Here is a 15,607-nt window from a genome sequence, read left to right as displayed (position 1 = left end):
GACGAAGAAATGGCAGACAAGAAGGCCGGTCGCGTATCGCAGGTCATCGGCGCCGTCGTCGACGTGGTCTTCGACGACCACCTGCCCGCGATCCTGAACGCACTGGAAACCACCAACAACGGCCAGCGCCTGGTGCTGGAAGTCGCCCAGCACCTGGGCGAGAACGCCGTGCGGACCATCGCCATGGACACGACCGAAGGTCTGGTGCGCGGCGTCGAAGTGGTCGACACCGGTGCTCCGATCGCCGTTCCGGTCGGTGACGAGACGCTGGGCCGCATCATCAACGTGATCGGCGAACCCATCGACGAGGCCGGCCCGGTCACCACCGGCGGCACCCGCGCCATTCACCAGGAAGCTCCCGACTTCGTCGAGCAGTCGCCGGAATCGGAAGTGCTGGTCACCGGCATCAAGGTGGTGGACCTGATCGCTCCCTACGCCCGTGGCGGCAAGATCGGCCTGTTCGGCGGCGCCGGCGTGGGCAAGACCGTGCTGATCCAGGAACTGATCAACAACGTCGCCAAGGCGCACGGTGGTTATTCGGTGTTCGCCGGCGTGGGTGAGCGCACCCGCGAGGGCAACGACCTCTACCACGAAATGATCGAATCCGGCGTGAACAAGGACCCCAAGGAGCATGGCGGTTCCGCTGCCGGTTCCAAGTGCGCCCTGGTGTTCGGCCAGATGAACGAGCCCCCGGGTGCCCGTGCCCGCGTGGCGCTGACCGGCCTGACGCTGGCGGAACACTTCCGCGACCAGGGCCAGGACGTGCTGTTCTTCGTGGACAACATCTTCCGCTTCACCCAGGCCGGTGCCGAGATGTCGGCCCTCCTGGGCCGCATCCCGTCCGCTGTGGGTTACCAGCCCACGCTGGCGACCGACATGGGCGCGATGCAGGAGCGCATCACCACCACCACGAAGGGCTCGATCACCTCGGTGCAGGCCGTGTACGTGCCGGCCGACGACCTGACCGACCCGGCTCCGGCCACCACCTTCGCGCACCTTGACGCGACGACCGTGCTGAACCGCGCGATCTCGGAAAAGGGCATATACCCGGCCGTGGACCCGCTGGCCTCCAACTCCCGTATCCTCGACCCGCAGGTCGTCGGCCAGGAGCACTACGAAACCGCCCGCGCCGTGCAGGCGATCCTGCAGAAGTACAAGGCGCTGCAGGACATCATCGCCATCCTCGGGATGGACGAACTGTCGGAAGAGGACAAGCTGACCGTGGCGCGCGCCCGCAAGATCGAGCGCTTCATGTCGCAGCCGTTCGACGTGGCCGAAGTGTTCACCGGTTCGCCGGGCGTGTTCGTCCAGCTCGAAGACACCATCAAGGGCTTTGCTGGCCTCGTGCGTGGTGACTACGACCACCTGCCGGAAGCGGCGTTCTACATGGTCGGCACCATCGAAGACGCTGTCGCCAAGGCCCAGAAGCTGGCCGCTCAGGCTGCCTAATCCGGTCGGGCCGCTCCGGCGGCCCGCCCTCTCGTCAGAGAGCCCGCGTTCCATCACGGGCTTTTTTGCCAAAGGACAAGAGAATGGCTGAAGGCCTCAAGATCGAGATCGTGTCGCCCGAGCGGCTGCTGCTGTCGGAAACCGTGCACTCGGTCACCGTTCCGGGCACCGAAGGCTATTTCACGGTGATGAACGACCATGCGCCGTTCATGACCACCCTGCGTCCGGGTTTCATTACCGTTACCCGCACCGGCGGGCAGGCCGACATCTATTTCGTGCGCGGCGGCTTCGCCGACGTGTCGCCGGACGGGCTGACCATTCTTGCCGAGGAATCGGTGCCGTTCTCCGAGTTCGACCACGCCGATCTGCAGGCGCAGATCCAGGCCGCACAGGAAGAACTGACCCGCGCTGAGTCCCCCGAGGACCGCACCTATGCCCAGGACGTGGTGAGCGGGCTGCTCAACCTCGCCGTGGAAGCGCAGCAGATCAACGGCGCGCACGTTCACTAAGCGGACGTAGCTACACCAATTCAAATGCCCGGCTTAGTGCCGGGCATTTTTGCTTTCCTGCCAGAGATAGCGGTGGAGCTCCGGGTCCCCCACAACACAGTTCCGTCCTCGGGCTTGACCCGAGGACCGCTTGCGGCGGCACTGGATGTGGAGAACGGCCCTCGGATCAAGTCCGAGGGCGGAACGGTGTTTTGGATGGGCTGTGAAGCTGGAGCCGCTACTGGCTGATCTCAGCCGATATCCTTGATCGGCTTCCAGGTGGCGAAGCGCCAGAGATAGATCACCACGGCCAGGATCACGACGCCGGTGGAAACGGGGTCTACCCAGGCCTCCACGATGTGGTAGCCCGCCTGCAAGAGGTAACCGGCGGCCGTGAGCAGAGCCGTCCAGGCGAACGTGCCGGCTGCCGAGATGGCGAGGAAGCGGCCGAACGGCATGGCGGCAAGCCCGGCCGGTACCGAGATCAACGTGCGGACGGCAGGGATCAAACGGCCGACGAACACGGCCCAGCCACCATGGCGCTCGAACCAGTGATGCGCCTTGTCGATGTCGTCTTCGCTGATCGTGGCGATACGCCCGAGCTTGTTGCAGAGCCAGGTGAAGCGCTCGAGCCCCATCATGCGCGCCACCAGGTACCAGGCGGAGGTGCCCACGAGCGATCCAAGCGTGCCCGCGGCGAGCACGCCGAAGGCATTGAGGTCGCCATTGGCGGCGACGTAGCCGGCGAACGGCATGATGAGTTCGGAGGGGATCGGCGGGAAGATGTTCTCCACCACCATCAGCAGGAAGATGCCGAAATAGCTCCAGCTGGTGATGAAGCCGATGATGAACTCGCTCATGCCGTTCCCCCTTGGGCTGAGTGGCTGTCCCTGTGTTCCGCAGAACTGGGTATCACCCCGGCCTTGAGCCGGGGCCCATCTTGAGATCTCAGGATGGATCCCCGCTTTCGCGGGGATGACATCGAGAGTGAGGCGATTTCCAGGATCAGGCCGACTTCGACGCCCGGCTCTGCTTCTTGCGCTCGTTCGGGTCGAGCCAGATCTTGCGCAGGCGGATCGACTTCGGCGTCACCTCGACATACTCGTCCTCGGCGATGTAGCCGAGCGACTGTTCCAGCGACAGCTTCTTGGGCGGGGTGAGGCGGACGGCCTCGTCCTTGGAGGTCGTACGGATGTTGGTGAGCTGCTTGCCCTTGAGGGGGTTCACCTCGAGGTCGTTGTCACGGCTGTGCTCGCCGATGATCATGCCCTCGTACACTTCCACGCCCGGATCGATCATCATCGGCCCGCGCTCTTCAAGGTTCCACAGCGCATAGGCGACTGCGGTGCCGGTGCCGTTCGAGATCAGCACACCGGTGCGGCGGCCGGGCAGGTCACCCTTGTAGGGGGCGAAGCTGTGGAACAGGCGGTTGAAGATGGCGGTGCCGCGGGTATCGGACAGCAGTTCCGGCTGGTAGCCGATCAGGGCGCGGGTGGGGACCAGCAGCTTGATGCGGGTGCGGCCGGTGCCCGAGGGGCGCATGTCGGTCAGTTCGCCACGGCGCTCGGTCAGCTTCTGCACGACGGCGCCGGTGAACTCGTCGTCGACGTCGATGATGACCTCTTCGATCGGCTCGAGCGTCTGGCCGCCTTCCTGCTTGAACAGCACGCGGGGACGACCGATGGTCAGCTCGAAGCCCTCGCGCCGCATGTTCTCGATCAGCACGGCCAGCTGCAGTTCGCCGCGGCCGGCAACATCGAAGCTGTCGCCGTCCTCGCCGGGGGTGACGCGGATCGCGACATTGCCCTCGGCTTCGCGCATCAGGCGCTCGCGGATGACGCGTGACTGCACCTTGTCGCCTTCGCGACCGGCGAGCGGGCCGTCATTGATGCGGAACGTGACCGACAGGGTCGGCGGATCGATCGGACGCGCGGCGATCGGCGTGGTGATCGACGGCGAGCAGATGGTGTCCGCCACGGTCGAGGTCTCGAGGCCGGCGATGGAGATGATGTCCCCTGCCTCGCCGACATCGATCGGCGTGCGCTCGAGGCCGCGGAAGGCGAGGACCTTGGAGACGCGGCCCTTTTCCACTTCCTTGCCCTCACGATTGAGGGTGTGGATCGGGTCACCCGCCCGGACGCTGCCGGCGGCGACGCGGCCGGTCAGAATGCGGCCCAGGAACGGGTTGCGCTCGATGGTGGTGACCAGCATGCGGAAGGCACCGTCTTCCACTTCCGGAGCCGGCACGTGGGCGACGATCTTGTCGAGGAGCGGCGCCAGCGTTTCGCGCGGGCCGGCCGGATCTTCGGCCATCCAGCCCTGCTTGGCCGAGCCGTAGAGCACCGGGAAGTCGAGCTGCTCGGAGGTGGCGTCGAGGGCGATGAAGAGATCGAAGATCTCTTCGAGCACTTCGAGGTGCCGCTCGTCGGCCTTGTCGATCTTGTTGATGGCAACGATCGGGCGCAGGCCGCGGGCCAGGGCCTTGCCGAGCACGAACTTGGTCTGCGGCATCGGGCCTTCGGCGGCATCAACGAGGATCACCACGCCGTCGACCATGGACAGGATCCGCTCGACCTCGCCGCCGAAGTCGGCATGGCCGGGGGTGTCGACGATGTTGATGCGGGTGTCGTTCCACATCAGCGAGGTGACCTTGGCGAGAATGGTGATGCCGCGCTCGCGCTCGATGTCGTTGGAGTCCATGGCGCGTTCTTCGACGCGCTCGTTCTCCCGGAAGGCACCGGACTGCTTGAGGAGGACGTCGATCATGGTGGTCTTGCCATGGTCAACGTGGGCGATGATGGCGATATTGCGAAGGGACATGAAATCCGGGTGGTTGCGAGGACCGCCCGGAGGAAAAGCCGCCCGGCCCTATCGGGAAACACGCGCGCCAGCCGCTTCGAGGCAGGCTGGCGCAGTCGTGCGGCTCAATACCGCAGATGCGGAAGGCGAACAAGCGCCGGCGCTGCACAGGGGGGTTGCATTTCGCAAGAAGAACGGCGCGCCGGGGGCGCGCCGCTGCTGCGATTACTTGTTGTTGATCGGCAGGTCCGGCACGTCAATGCCGCCGCCGCCACCGCCATTGTCGAAGGGCAGGTCGGGAACCTGGATGCCGCCGCCACCGCCATTGCCGCCAAGAAAGAGCCCGAAGGAAGAACTCGACGGCAGGGTGGTGAGAGTGCCGATCAGCCGTGTGACCGGGCGGGTCTCGGCACCGTCCCAGGCGCAGCTGGCGCGGTGGAGCGACTTGAATTCGCAGGCGACTGCGACCTGCGGGGTAACGCAGGTGAGGGTCGCTGCTGCTTGGGAGACCGAGCCGCCATTGTCGGCGCAGCGGTTGGCGAAGACGTGCGGCTGCAGGTCGGCCATGCGGGTGGCGGCCTGGGCGGGCAGGGCGGAGGCGCCGGCAAGGGTGATGGCGGCGAGGGCGAAAGCGAAGGTCTTGTGCATGGGGAGCTCCCGTTCGTTGGTGCGGCGCCGACGGGCGTCGCTGATCGGGGAGCTTCTAGTGAGGCCGAGTTCACTCCGGCGTGAACCAGCCGTTTAGGCGGCGTTCAGCGAAACGTGAGCCGACGAAGGGGTCAGGAGGCCTTCTTCTGCGTCAGCACCTTGATGTGGTCGGAGTGGAGCAGGTTGGCGAGAGCCGCCGGAGCGAGCGGGGGAGAGAACAGGAAGCCCTGGACCTCGTCGACCCCGAGATCGCGCACCAGTTGCAGTTGCCGCTCGGTTTCCACGCCCTCGGTCGTGGTGGTCATGCCGAGGCTTTTGCCGAGCCCGATGACGGCCTGCATGATCGCCTGGCTGTCGGCCCGATCCCCAAGATCGCGCATGAAGGAGCGGTCGATCTTGATCTTGTCGAAAGGGAAGCTGCGCAGATAGCTCAGCGACGAATAGCCGGTGCCGAAATCGTCCATGGAGATGCGGACGCCCATGGCGCGCAACTCGTGCAGGGCACGCAGCGTGGTTTCGTTCTCGTTGAGCAGCAGGGACTCGGTGATTTCGAGTTCAAGCCGCGTTGCGGGGATGCGGGCCTCGGCGAGGGCATTGCGCACCGTCCCCACCAGGTCGCGGTTCTTGAACTGGATGGGCGACAGGTTCACCGCCACGCGGACGTCGCCGGGCCAGCTGGCGGCAGAAAGACAGGCCTCGCGCAGCACCCACTCGCCCACGGGGACGATGAGGCCGGTTTCCTCGGCGATGGGGATGAACTCGGTGGGCGAAATGGTGCGCCCGTCGTGATCCCAGCGCAGCAGGGCCTCGACGCAGGTGACACGGTTCTCGGGAACGCCGAGCAGGGGCTGGAAGACGAGGCGGAGCTCGTTGCGCTGCAGGGCGAGGCGCAGCCCTGCCTCGATCGAGCGACGCTGCTGCAGTTCGGCGTCCATGCCGGGCTCGAAGAAGTGGAAGGTCGACCGACCTTCGGACTTGGCCTTGTAGAGGGCGAGGTCGGCGTTCTTGACCAGGGCGTCGGTCTTGACGCCGTCGCTGGGGCCGATGGCAATGCCGACGCTGGCGCCGATTTCGATCTGGTGGCCGCCGATCATCATCGGGGCGGCGATCGACTTGATGATGCGGTCCGCCACCTTAGCGGCATCGGCGGCGCTGCCGATCGGGCGCATCAACAGCGCGAACTCGTCGCCACCGAGGCGGGCGAGGACGTCGGTCTCGCGGGTGGTTCCCCACAGGCGGGCGGAGGCCTGCTTGATCACCTCGTCGCCCACGGCATGGCCGAGCGTATCGTTGACGGCCTTGAAGTGGTCGAGGTCGATATAGAGCACGGCCGCCATCTCGCCGCGGCTGAGCCCGGCTTCGGCCTTGGCCATCTGTTCCAGGAACTCGATGCGGTTGGGCAGATCGGTCAAAGCGTCGTGGCGCGCCAGATGGCGGATGCGGGCCTCGTTCTGGCGCTGCTCGGTGATGTCCTCATGGGTGGACACCCAGCCACCATCCTTCATCGGATGGTGCTGCATCATGATGGTGCGGCCGTTGAGCTCGTGGATGTTCTTGCCGTATTCGCGCCGTTCGATCACCTCGCGGCGCCAGGCGATGTATTCCTCGCGCGTGGTGCCGGCGCTCATGCCCTCGTCGAACAGGTGCGAGAGGATGTCGTCGAGATGGGTGCCGGGGCGCAGCAACTGCGTCGGCAGGTTGTAGATGCGGGCATAAGGCTCGTTGCAGATCACCAGCCGGCCCTTGGGATCCATCATGCAGAGGCCGATGGAGATATTGTTGACCGCCGCGTCGAGCCGGATGTTCTGGCGCTCGAGTTCCAGCTTGCGGCGCTGGATCATCTCGGTCTGGGCGATCTCGTCGGTGATGTCCTCGTGGGTCACCACCCAGCCCAGCGCTTCCGAATAGACGTGGGCGCGCTCCACCGTGCGGCCGCCATGCACCAGTTCACGGCTCTTGATCCGGGTACCGGACCGATTGGAGAGCAGTTCTTCGGTGTAGCTCTCGTAGAAATCGGCGGCGCTGACGCCCTCGAAATTGCCGAGCTGCACCGAAAGCTGCACGGCCTCCTCGAGGGTCATGCCGCGATAGACCGCCTCGGGCGAAAAGCCGTAGATGTCGCGCCACTGCTTGTTCCACATCACCAGGCGGAACTGGGGCGACCAGACGCAGAATCCATAGGGGATGTTTTCGAGCGCAGCATCAAGCAGCAGCGCCTCCGCCATCTCGCTCAGGCTGCCAGCATCCTCTGACCGCACGGCGGCGCATCCCCCGATACATGTGCTTGCTGCACCGGAGGACGCTAAATCGATATCGTTAAGAGCGGATTAAGCGAGGCGGACGAGCCGCCTAGCGCCCGGCCTTGCCATTGCGGGCCGCCCAGGTCTTGAGACGCAGGCCATTGAGGCGAATGAAGCCTTCGGCATCATGATGGTCATAGGCGACGGCGCCTTCCTCGAAGGTGACGAGGTCCATCGAGTAGAGGGAGTAGGGCGAGGTGCGCGCGGTGACGTTGGCAGAGCCCTTGTAGAGCTTTACCGTTACTTCGCCGGTGACATATTGCTGCGACTTGTCGATCAGCGCCTGCAACATCTCGCGTTCCGGCGAATACCAGAAGCCGTTGTAGATCAGCTCGGCATATTTCGGCATCAGCTCATCCTTGAGATGAGCTTCGCCGCGATCGAGGGTGATGGACTCGATGCCGCGGTGCGCGGCCAGGAGGATGGTGCCGCCGGGGGTCTCGTAGAGACCACGCGACTTCATGCCGACAAAGCGGTTCTCGACCAGGTCGAGCCGACCGATGCCGTGCTTGCCGCCGAGCTCGTTGAGCTTGGTCAGGAGGGCGGCGGGGCTGAGCTTCTCGCCATTGATCGAGACCGGGTCACCCTTCTCGAAGCCGATGGTGATGATCTCCGGCTGATCGGGCGCCTTCTCCGGGTCGACAGTGCGCTGCGGCACGTAGTCGGGGAAGGGCACGGCGGGGTCTTCCAGCACCATGCCCTCCGAGGAGGTGTGGAGCAGGTTGGCGTCGACGGAGAACGGGGCCTCGCCGCGCTTGTCCTTGGCGATCGGGATCTGGTTCTGCTCGGCATAGCTGAGCAGCGCGGTGCGCGAGCGCAGATCCCATTCGCGCCAGGGGGCGATGACCTTGAGGCCGGGCATCAGCGCATTGGCGGTGAGCTCGAAACGGACCTGGTCATTGCCCTTGCCGGTCGCGCCATGGGCGATGGCGTCGGCGCCGGTCTCGCGGGCGATGTCGACCAGGTGCTTGGCAATCACGGGCCGGGCGATGGAGGTGCCGAGCAGATACTGGCCTTCGTAAAGAGCGTTGGCGCGGAACATCGGGAACACGAAGTCGCGTACGAATTCTTCGCGCAGATCGACGATGCGGATGTCCTTGATGCCGAACATCTCGGCCTTCTTGCGCGCCGGCTCCAGTTCCTCACCCTGGCCCAGATCGGCGGTGAAGGTGACGATCTCGGCCTGGTAGTGCTCCTGGAGCCACTTCAGCATGATGGAGGTGTCCAGACCGCCGGAATAGGCGAGGACGATCTTCTTGATATCGTTGGCCATGAGTGTGGTATCCGCTGGGTTGGGCCGCCCCCGGCCCGAAATCGGGCGCACCCTAGTCATCCCGGCATGGTCATGCAATTGTCCGCGGCGCAGAATCTTCGCCGGTGCCCGATGCCCGATTTCCTTCCCGACCTGCCCGTCATCCTTGCCTTTGCTTTGGCCGCCTTCCTCCTTGCCGTGACACCCGGCCCGGACATGGCGCTGTTCGTGTCGCGCACCATGAACTGGGGGCGCAGTCACGGCTTTGCGACGGTGTTGGGGGCGCTGACCGGCATTGCCGTACACACCATGCTCGTTGCCTTCGGCATTTCGGTGCTGATCGTCACCGCGCCGACGGCCTTCTGGGTCCTCAAGATCGTGGGCGCCCTCTATCTCGTCTGGCTCGCCATTCAGGCGGTTCGCGCTGGCGGCGGCATCCTGGTGTCGAAATCGGGCGGCCGGCAGCCGAGCTGGCGGCAGAGCTATCTCACCGGGCTCGGCATCAACCTGACCAATCCCAAGGTGGCGCTGTTTTTCGTGACCTTCCTGCCGCAGTTCGTTTCCGCCGACGATCCGGCCGCTTCCGCCAAGCTCCTGTTTCTCGGCGTCGAGTTCGTGGCGGTGTCGCTGCCGGTGGTGATCGCGGTCGTCCTGTTCGCCGAATGGCTGACGCGGACGCTGCGGGAGAAACAATGGGTGGGCAAGGCGCTCAACTGGAGCTTTGCCGCCGTGTTCATGGCGTTCGCCGCCACGATCCTGTTCGCCGAGGGACGCAAGTAATGACCATGGTCGCGCTCGCGAACCGGAAAAGTCTGCAACTTTTCCTGCTCACGCTTCGATGAACTACCGCCACGCCTTTCATGCCGGCAATTTTGCCGACGTGGTCAAGCACCTGATCCTGACGCGCATTCTCGTTTACCTGCAGCGCAAGGAGGCGCCGTTTCGGGTGATCGACACCCATGCCGGCATCGGGCTCTACGACCTTCAGGGCGACCAGGCGGAGCGCACGGGAGAGTGGCTCGACGGCATCGGCCGGGTGCTGGAGCGCGGCCTGCCCAAGGCTGCCGCAGAGCTGGCGGCACCCTATCTCGAGGCCGTGGCGGCGCAGAACCCCCAGGGAGGCCTCCGCTTCTATCCCGGCTCGCCGCTGGTCACGCGGCATCTGCTGCGGCCGCAGGACCGGTTGATGGCGCTGGAACTGCACCCCGAAGATGCTGCCGTGCTCAAGGCCAACTTCGCCGGCGACATCCAGACGAGGGTCACCGAACTCGACGGCTGGGCCGCGCTCGGCACGCACCTGCCGCCCAAGGAGAAGCGCGGACTGGTGCTGGTCGATCCGCCCTTTGAGGAGCCGGGCGAGTTCGGGCGCATGGTCTTCAGCCTCACCCGCGCGCACCAGCGCTGGCCGGGCGGCACCTACGCCTATTGGTACCCGATCAAGAACACGGCCGAGATCCGCGACTACCATGATGGGCTGCGCCGGAGCGGTATCCGCAAGATCCTCAAGCTGGAACTGACCATCCGCGCCCCGTCGACGCCGCCGCGCCTGCATGGCACCGGCATGATCGTGGTCAACCCGCCCTTCGTTCTGGAAGGGGAAATGCGAGTGCTTCTGCCGGCGCTGGCGGACCTGCTCGCCGACGAGGGTCGCGGCAAATGGTCGGTGGAGTGGCTGGCGGGGGAGTAGTCAGCCCGTCCTGACCTGGCTCATCAGCGCCAGTGGGCGGTCCTCATTGTCCGAAAAGAATGCCATCCATTCCTCCGTGCCGTCGGCATGGCGATGGATGCAGTGCGGCGGGCGGAGAAAGCTCACCCCGCGTTCCAGCAGGGCGGCGTGGGCGGCGGCGATGTCTGTTACGCGGAAGTAGATGATGTTCGCTTGCGGTGGTCCCTCGGGTTCAGCGCTCAGCATCAGGCGCACGCCGCCACAGTCGAAGAAGGCGAGATTGCCGTACGTGAAGAGGTGCGGAACGCCGAGCACGTCGCGCCACCAGATTTCGGCAGCTCCGATGTCGGCGACGCTGCGGCTCAACTGTCCGATGGTCCCGAGTGCTTCCATGACGTTTCCCCGTGCCGGCTGCCGCAGGGTAGCACGGAGCGCGAAATCAGTCGCGCTGCTTGCGGGCGGCGCGACGGGCGCGCGTCATGCGGGTGGGGGCATGAAAGGCCGGCGGCTTGTCGGCCACCCAGCGGATGAAGGCGGCGAGTTCGGGATCGGTGCGCCAACTCTCGGGATCGGCCAGGTTGCGCGCCAGTTCGGCTTCGGAGAAGCGGGCGTGGATGGCACTGTGGCAGATCTGGTGCAGGCGCACCGTGCCCTTGTGGGTGCCTCCCTTGAGCCGGGGGATCAGGTGATGCCGGCTCGATCTGGCTTCGGGCGGGATGGGGCGGCCGCAGAGCACGCAGATCGCCGGCTGGCGCTGGGCCGCCAGTGCTTCGGCGGCGGCCACGGCCTGCTCGATCCGGCGCTGCGAGGGGCGCATCAGACCCCGGCCAGCGCCTCTCGATCCTTGCGGCTGAGGCGTTCGCTTTCGCTCTTGAGCTGGCCGCAGGCGGCGAAGATGTCGCGGCCGCGCGGGGTGCGGACGGGCGAGGCATAGCCGGCGCGGTTGACGATATCGGCGAAGCGCTCGATGCGCGAGGACGGCGAGGTGCCGTAGTTCGAGCCCGGCCAGGGATTGAACGGGATCAGATTGATCTTGGCGGGGATGCCCGCCAGAAGCCGCACCAGTTCGCGCGCCTCGGCGTCGGAATCGTTGATGCCGTCCAGCATCACATATTCGAAGGTGATGCGGCGGGCATTGCTGAGCCCGGGATAGTTGCGGCAGGCGTCCAGCAGTTCCTTGAGCGGCCACTTCTTGTTGATCGGCACTAGGACGTCGCGCAGTTCGTCATTGGTGGCGTGCAGGGAAATGGCCAGCATCACGTCGATTTCGCGCCCGGTGGGCTCGATATAGGGGACCACGCCCGAGGTCGACAGGGTGATGCGGCGCTTGGAGATACTCATGCCGTCGCCGGTCGAGGCGATCAGCAGCGCCTGCTTGACGTTGTCGTAGTTGTAGAGCGGCTCGCCCATGCCCATCATCACGATATTGGTGATGGCGCGGGTGTCGCCGCCGGGCACGAGGCCGCCGTCATCGGGGCGCTGGCCGCCGGGGAAGTCGCCGAGGCGCTCGCGCGCCATCAGGATCTGGCCGAGGATCTCGCCGGCGGTCAGATTGCGCACCAGCTTCTGCGTGCCGGTGTGGCAGAACGAGCAGGTGAGCGTGCAGCCAACCTGCGAGGAAACGCAGAGCGTGCCGCGGTCTTCCTCGGGGATGTAGACGGTTTCCACTTCCACCGGCGGGAAGTTCGGGTTCTGCGGATCGCGGAAGCGGAACAGCCACTTGCGGGTGCCGTCGGCGGAAACCTGCTCCGAGACGATCTCGGGGCGGTCGAGGTTGAAGGTATCGGCCAGCTTCTGGCGCACGGGCTTGGCCACATTGGTCATGCGGTCGAAGTCGGTGACGCCGTTGACATAGAGCCAGTTCCACAACTGGCTGGCGCGCATCCGGCTCTCCTTTTCGGAGGCGATGCCGTGTTCGACCAGGGTGGCGGCGAGCGTCGGCTTGCCGAGGCCGATCAGCGACGGCCGGCTGGCAGTGGCCGGCCGGACGGCGGTCGAATGGTCGAGGTTCAGCGCGATGCTCATGGGCGGCCGGAAAAATACGGGGATGCGGGGAAGTCCCGCGGCCCATAGCATATGGGGGCGTTTTGCGCAAAGTCACGGGGCCGTGGGGCAGCTATTCCCGCCCGACCGGCTCAGCACTCGGCGTCGATCGATTGCTGCGCGGCGGTGGCGCCGGAGAGCGAGTAGGACTGGGTGACCTTGATGCCGGCCGCGGTGGTGCCTTCGACAACCATTGACGACCCGGCGCGGATGGCGCTGGCAAGCGCGTCGGCCTGGGCGGCGTCGTCGAGCCAGGCGGCATCGCCCTGGGTGAACAGATTGAAGCTCTGCCCGCCGATGCTCACCGTGGCCATGCTGTCGGCCTGAAACTGGAAGCCGGCGACGAGATTGAACTCGTCGCTGACGCCCTCGCCCGGACGATTGGTGATGTAGAGGTAGGCTTGGGTGTAGCCGTCCGGGGTGGGAGCCACCCGCTCCGGCTTGGTCATGGCGAAGCACACTTCGCCAGCACCGTCATTGGCCGCATAGCTCGACCAGGCGCGGTGCTCGCCGAGAATGCGCACCTGTTGTGCCGCCGCGGGGGCGGCGAGGGGCAGCGTGGCGAGAACGGCAAGCGCCAGGGCTCTCTTGGTCATATAGTCCTCAGCGTCAATGGCAGTGTGGGCCCCTGAGGGCCCACGACAGTTAGGCGGTCACCGGGGGTGCCGCAACCCTTTCGATCAGGCGCAGGCGGCGTCGATCGCGTTCATCGCGGCGGTGGCGCCGGAGAGCGAATAGGTGTCGACCGTGTTGGTGCCGCGCTGGGAGGTGGCGCGCACCACCAGTTGGGCGCCGGCCTTGAAGGCGGCAACGAAGCCGGCTTCGTCGCCGGTCGAGGCAAGCCAGGCGGCGCTGCCCTCGGTCACCATCGGATAGCTCTTGCCGTCGATGGTGGCGCTGGCCTTGGGCTCGGTCTGGTGCAGCGGATAGCCGACAATGGTCTGCACCTCGTTCTTGGTGCCCATGCCCTTGCGGTGAATGATCAGGAAGCTGATCGGGTCGCGGTTGACGCCGGCCGGCTCGGTGGCCTGCGGCGTCGAGGAGATATAGCAGAGCAAGCCGCTGGAATCGTTGGCTGTCCAGGCCGTCCAGGCGTTGAAGGTGCCGAGTTCGGTGGCCTGCTGAGCCTGTGCGGCCGATGTCAGCGCCATGAGTGCGCCCACCGCAAGCCCGGTTACGAGGCTGCCGGTTTTCATCGTCATCGCCAGTGTGTCCTTTTGCTGATCAGGTTTCCCGTGTCGGGGGCGCCAGCCCCGCGCCTAATGTCGCCCGACATGGTTACCAAGTGGTCAAGGCGTCGCTCCGCCAAGCGACAACTTGGTTCAATTGCGAGCAAAGGCGGCGGCAATGCGGCGGCGCTGCACACGGCTTCGCGCGCGGGACAGCAGCGTTAACAATTGCTTGCGTTCCGTTACCGTCGAGACCCGAACTGCAGCGATCAGGCGGCCAATGGGTAACTTTGTTCCACAACATAGGGACCGCCGCCGACGGAGTCCCTGCTCGAGAACAAGACGAACCGCCCGACGGGGAAACTGAGCGGCTCGAAACGTCCCGCTTCGGCGATGAAGCGGGCGAGTTCCTCGGCACTGGTGCCGCGCAGGCGGGCGAGGGTCACGTGGGGCACGAACTTGCGGCCCTCGGGTGGCAGGCCGGCGCGCTGCAGCACCCGTTCCTGCGCCGCCTGCAGCCGGGTCAGGGCCTCGCTCGGCTCGACGCCGGCGAACAGGGCGCGCGGCTTGTCGCCGCCGAAGCTGCCGAGATGGGTCAGCCGGACGGTGAAGCGCATGGAGTTGGCCAGCCGGTCGAGCGAATCCGCGACCTCGTTGGCGGTCTGGCCATCGACATCGCCGATGAAGCGCAGGGTGATGTGGTAGTTCTCCGGATCCACCCAGCGGGCGCCGGTCAGGCCACCACGCTTGAGCGACAGCAGGAACGCGGTCTCGGAGGGGACTTCAAGTCCGGTGAACAGCCTGGGCATGGGGCCCTCCCGCACACGGCACAGCACACGAATACGTGCGAGACCCTAGCATGAAAGTCGACGCGGACCAGTCGAATCGTCGCACGGAGACGTCTTGTAAAGCTTTGGGTCGGCATCCATATTGTGCGACAAGTGGCAAGTGCCAATTGCCCCCGGCGGTGACAAGCCGCAGAGTTTTAGGGAAAGGAACCCGACTAAAATGGCTCCATATGACCGTCAGACCCTCAATGCGCGGGCCGGCTCGGCCTTAGCCATCGACGAGGGCCTTCGCAGCTACATGCTGCGCGTCTACAATTACATGGGCCTCGGCCTGGTCGTCACCGGGCTCGTGGCCTGGTTCACCAGCAACTGGGCAATGTCGAGCCCGGCCAATGCCGAGCTGCTCTATGCGAGCCCGCTGGCCTGGGTGATCATGCTGTCGCCGCTGGCCTTCGTGCTGGTGTTGAGCTTCGGCATCAACAAGCTCTCCGTGGGCGCGGCGCAGGCCGTGTTCTGGGCCTTCGCGGCCGTGATGGGCCTGTCGCTCTCCTCGATCTTCCTGGTCTATACCGGCGCCTCGATCGCCAAGGTGTTCTTCATCACCGCCGCCCTGTTCGGCTCGATGAGCCTTTATGGCTACACCACCAAGCGCGATCTGACCTCCATGGGCACCTTCCTGTTCATGGGCCTGATCGGCATCATCATCGCCTCGATCGTGAACATCTTCCTCGGCTCCGGCCCGCTGGATTTCGCGATTTCGGTGGTTGGTGTGCTGGTGTTCACGGGCTTGACCGCCTGGGACACCCAGAAGATCAAGGAAAGCTACGCCGATCACTTCGGTGCCGACGTCCTGGCCAAGAACGCCATCATGGGCGCGCTGAGCCTCTACCTCGACTTCATCAACCTGTTCCTGATGCTGCTCCGCCTGTTCGGCAACCGCGAGTAAGCGCCAGGCTTGATCGGACCGATCAAGCAAATTGGTTGGACGACGTCGGGGACCGCAGC

The 15,607-nt window shown here is 65.5% G+C and carries 16 protein-coding genes; 5 read left to right on the top strand and 11 right to left on the bottom strand.

Going from position 1 to position 15,607, the window contains the following annotated elements; genetic code table 11:
* Window positions 1–9: 9 nt before the first annotated feature.
* Together atpD and ACFSX5_RS08140 are read left to right on the top strand one after the other, a co-directional pair.
* Window positions 10–1,449 carry a F0F1 ATP synthase subunit beta gene (atpD, locus tag ACFSX5_RS08145; protein WP_386832775.1) on the top strand — a complete coding sequence of 480 codons (1,440 nt, stop codon included), beginning with the start codon at window positions 10–12 and terminating at the stop codon, window positions 1,447–1,449.
* Between the two features lie 83 nt (window positions 1,450–1,532).
* Entirely contained in the window at window positions 1,533–1,958 is a 426-nt protein-coding gene (locus tag ACFSX5_RS08140; protein WP_386832774.1) for a F0F1 ATP synthase subunit epsilon, read from the top strand.
* Between the two features lie 230 nt (window positions 1,959–2,188).
* On the opposite strand, the gene ACFSX5_RS08135 is transcribed toward ACFSX5_RS08140, so the two are convergent.
* The 5 genes from ACFSX5_RS08135 to ACFSX5_RS08115 form a co-directional block, all read right to left on the bottom strand.
* Window positions 2,189–2,797 (bottom strand): DedA family protein, encoded by a 609-nt coding sequence (locus tag ACFSX5_RS08135; protein WP_386832773.1) that lies wholly within the window; start codon window positions 2,795–2,797, stop codon window positions 2,189–2,191.
* Between the two features lie 145 nt (window positions 2,798–2,942).
* A complete protein-coding gene (gene typA / locus ACFSX5_RS08130; protein WP_386832772.1) occupies window positions 2,943–4,757 on the bottom strand; it encodes a translational GTPase TypA in 1,815 nt (604 codons plus the stop codon).
* Between the two features lie 204 nt (window positions 4,758–4,961).
* On the bottom strand, window positions 4,962–5,384 hold the full coding sequence (locus tag ACFSX5_RS08125) for a hypothetical protein (protein ID WP_386832771.1): 423 nt from the start codon (window positions 5,382–5,384) through the stop codon (window positions 4,962–4,964).
* Between the two features lie 131 nt (window positions 5,385–5,515).
* Window positions 5,516–7,642: a putative bifunctional diguanylate cyclase/phosphodiesterase gene (locus ACFSX5_RS08120; RefSeq protein WP_386832770.1), complete on the bottom strand. Its 2,127-nt coding sequence runs from the start codon at window positions 7,640–7,642 to the stop codon at window positions 5,516–5,518.
* A gap of 91 nt (window positions 7,643–7,733) precedes the next feature.
* Window positions 7,734–8,957, bottom strand: a complete 1,224-nt coding sequence (locus ACFSX5_RS08115) for an argininosuccinate synthase (RefSeq protein WP_386832769.1) — start codon at window positions 8,955–8,957, stop codon at window positions 7,734–7,736.
* 111 nt (window positions 8,958–9,068) lie between these two features.
* On the opposite strand from ACFSX5_RS08115, the gene ACFSX5_RS08110 reads away from it, so the two are divergent.
* Together ACFSX5_RS08110 and ACFSX5_RS08105 are read left to right on the top strand one after the other, a co-directional pair.
* Window positions 9,069–9,716 carry a LysE family translocator gene (locus tag ACFSX5_RS08110; RefSeq protein WP_386832768.1) on the top strand — a complete coding sequence of 216 codons (648 nt, stop codon included), beginning with the start codon at window positions 9,069–9,071 and terminating at the stop codon, window positions 9,714–9,716.
* A gap of 58 nt (window positions 9,717–9,774) precedes the next feature.
* Complete coding sequence (locus ACFSX5_RS08105) at window positions 9,775–10,623, top strand: 23S rRNA (adenine(2030)-N(6))-methyltransferase RlmJ (RefSeq protein WP_386832767.1); 849 nt, start codon at window positions 9,775–9,777, stop codon at window positions 10,621–10,623.
* Here the strand turns inward: ACFSX5_RS08105 and ACFSX5_RS08100 are convergent, their stop codons facing one another.
* The 6 genes from ACFSX5_RS08100 to thpR all read right to left on the bottom strand — a co-directional run bounded on the left by ACFSX5_RS08100 (window position 10,624) and on the right by thpR (window position 14,623).
* A complete protein-coding gene (locus ACFSX5_RS08100; protein WP_386832766.1) occupies window positions 10,624–10,995 on the bottom strand; it encodes a VOC family protein in 372 nt (123 codons plus the stop codon).
* A gap of 46 nt (window positions 10,996–11,041) precedes the next feature.
* Window positions 11,042–11,419, bottom strand: coding sequence for a restriction endonuclease (locus ACFSX5_RS08095; RefSeq protein ID WP_386832765.1), 378 nt, complete (start codon window positions 11,417–11,419; stop codon window positions 11,042–11,044).
* Window positions 11,419–12,627 carry a 23S rRNA (adenine(2503)-C(2))-methyltransferase RlmN gene (rlmN, locus tag ACFSX5_RS08090; protein ID WP_386832764.1) on the bottom strand — a complete coding sequence of 403 codons (1,209 nt, stop codon included), beginning with the start codon at window positions 12,625–12,627 and terminating at the stop codon, window positions 11,419–11,421. Before rlmN ends, ACFSX5_RS08095 begins: the two co-directional genes overlap by 1 nt.
* Before the next feature lie 110 nt (window positions 12,628–12,737).
* Window positions 12,738–13,241, bottom strand: a complete 504-nt coding sequence (locus tag ACFSX5_RS08085) for an invasion associated locus B family protein (protein ID WP_386832763.1) — start codon at window positions 13,239–13,241, stop codon at window positions 12,738–12,740.
* Between the two features lie 84 nt (window positions 13,242–13,325).
* The gene (locus tag ACFSX5_RS08080; RefSeq protein ID WP_386832762.1) at window positions 13,326–13,847 is read right to left on the bottom strand and encodes an invasion associated locus B family protein; all 522 of its coding nucleotides are present in this window, start codon (window positions 13,845–13,847) and stop codon (window positions 13,326–13,328) included.
* Between the two features lie 236 nt (window positions 13,848–14,083).
* Entirely contained in the window at window positions 14,084–14,623 is a 540-nt protein-coding gene (gene thpR / locus ACFSX5_RS08075; protein WP_386832761.1) for an RNA 2',3'-cyclic phosphodiesterase, read from the bottom strand.
* A gap of 199 nt (window positions 14,624–14,822) precedes the next feature.
* Between thpR and ACFSX5_RS08070 the strand changes: the two genes are divergently transcribed.
* The gene (locus tag ACFSX5_RS08070) at window positions 14,823–15,548 is read left to right on the top strand and encodes a Bax inhibitor-1/YccA family protein (RefSeq protein WP_386832760.1); all 726 of its coding nucleotides are present in this window, start codon (window positions 14,823–14,825) and stop codon (window positions 15,546–15,548) included.
* Window positions 15,549–15,607: the final 59 nt, after the last annotated feature.

The sequence above is a fragment of the Devosia albogilva genome (assembly GCF_042685625.1).
GTDB classification, from domain to species: Bacteria; Pseudomonadota; Alphaproteobacteria; order Rhizobiales; family Devosiaceae; genus Devosia; species Devosia albogilva.
Note: the sequence above shows the minus strand (reverse complement) of the source record. Positions and strands in the feature narration are given on the sequence as shown.